Genomic DNA, 2,201 nt, shown 5'->3' with positions numbered 1-2,201 from the left:
CGATGCGGCACCAGCACACCCTTCGGTGTGCCGGTAGAACCGGAGGTGTACATGATGTAGGCAACCGCTTCGGCGCTCTGGGTCAGGTCGAGGTTCGTGTACGCTTCCTCCAGCGCCACATCGTCCAGGTCGACACGCAGCACGCCTTCAGGCACGTCCATGCCAGCCAGGGTCAGCAAAACCTTCGCCCCGCTGTCTTCGACCATGAACTGCTGGCGTTCCAGGGGCGCGTGGATATCCAGCGGCACAAAGGCGGCAGCGCATTTGAGCACTGCCAGTTGGCTGACCAACAGTTCAAGAGAACGCTCCAGCAAAATCGCCACGCGCTCCCCCGGCTGTACGCCCAGGCCGACCAGATGACGGGCCAGGCGATTGGCCCGGTCGTTCAGCTCGGCGTAGGTCAGGCTGTGCTCGTCATGCACGGCCGCCGGCGCCTCGGGATTGGCCTGTACCCGTGCCTCGAACAGACCATGGACGGTCCTGTCCTGCGGATAGCTGCGGGTCGTGGCATTGAACTCCACCAGCAGTTGGCGACGCTCGGCCGACGGCAGGACCGATACGCTGTTCAATGGCGTCTGTGGCGCCTGCTCCAACGCAGACACCAGGTTCTCCAGCACCACGTTCATGTAAGCGCAGATCCGCTGCGCGCCGATCTGCGGCAACGCCAGCGCGCTCAGGTGGAAATCTTCGCCCAGATCGTCCACCGACAGGGTCAGCGGGTAGTTGGTGCGCTCTTCGTTGCTCAGGAGCTCGATGCCGTTCCAGGCCGCCAATGCATCGGCCGAAGTCACATCCGCGCTGCTGTGCCGATAGTTGAGCAAGGCACTGAACAGCGGCATCGGCGCGACCACGCCGCTGCAACGCTGGGCCAGGGCCAGGGACGCATGCTCATGACCCAGCAGGCCGGTCAACCGGGCATGTGCGGCCTTGGTACTGCCGCGCACATCCTGGTCGCCCACATCCAGCCGAAGCGGCAAGGTGTTGATGAACATGCCCAATGCATGTTCGGCACCGTCACCACCCTGCATCCGGCCCATCAACACGGTGCCGAATACTACGTCCTGTTTGCCGGACACCTGGCTCAATACCCGCGCCCAGGCCAGGTGATGCAGGCTCGCGGCACTCACGCCCAACGTCCGGGCCTGGGCCCGCAGACGGCGACTCAGGCCTGCGCAAAGGTGCAACCCGGCCTCCTCGATATCGCTGCCGTCGCCACGCACATCCTGTACACCGAAGGGCAGCGTCGGTTCGTCGATGTCGCCGAGCATGTCGCGGAAAAATGCTTCATGTTCCTCGCGGCTGACACCCAGGCGAGCCTGGGCCACGTAGTTGCGGAAAGGTGCCGCTCCACCCAGTTGATCGCCCTGGCCCAACAGATGCGCCTGCATTTCGTGGCGCACCACTTCCAGTGCCGTGTGATCCAGTGCCATGTGATGGAACAGCAACAGCGCGACCCAGCGCTGGTTGGCCGGGTCATGGGCAAAGGCAATGCGCATCAGCGGTGCCTGTTGCATGTCGAGACGGTAATGCAGTGTGTCGAAGCGCTCGCGCAGCTGTCTGGCGATATCCCCCGCCTCGGCGGCCAGTATCACCTCCTCGACCGCCAGCTGCGCTTTGCGCCAGACCACTTGCACCGGCTCGTCCAGGCCTTCCCAGACCACCGACGTACGCAGGATGTCATGGCGATCGATCACCGCCTGCAGCGCATGGGCAAATGCGTCCAGGCGCCCATGGTCGGTGACGGTGAACGTCGCCTGCAACACATAGGGGTCACCGGTGGCCGCTGCAATGTGGTGGTAGAGAATGCCTTCCTGCAACGGTGCCAGGGGGTAGATGTCTTGCACATTGCGCGCACCACCCGGCACCGTCGCGACGATGCGGTCGATGGCCTGCTGGTCCAGAGCGACCAGCGGCAGCATCGACGGCGTGATTCGAGTGCTCCCCAGCAGAATCCCGTTGTCCGGCACCTCGACATCGCGACCGCTACCGACCGCGGCGGCCAGCGCCATCAAGGTCGGCTGGCCAAACAGCACGCGCACGTCAGCGCTCAGACCGACCTGGCGCATGCGCCCGATCAGGCTGACGGCCAGCAGCGAATGACCACCGAGCTCGAAGAAGTGGTCGTGACGGCCGACCTGTTGCAGGCCCAGCAGGTCCTGCCAGATCTGCGCCAGGGCGATTTCGGTCTCACCTTGTGGAGC

1 protein-coding gene is annotated in these 2,201 nt (G+C 64.5%); it reads right to left on the bottom strand.

Annotation, left to right across the window (positions count from 1 at the left end; genetic code table 11):
- The coding region (locus BLU85_RS30075; RefSeq protein ID WP_139208082.1) for a condensation domain-containing protein at positions 1-2,201 on the bottom strand (2,201 nt) is incomplete at both ends.

This window comes from Pseudomonas sp. NFACC14, assembly GCF_900106885.1.
Taxonomy (GTDB): Bacteria; Pseudomonadota; Gammaproteobacteria; order Pseudomonadales; family Pseudomonadaceae; genus Aquipseudomonas; species Aquipseudomonas fluorescens_AA.
Note: the sequence above shows the minus strand (reverse complement) of the source record. Positions and strands in the feature narration are given on the sequence as shown.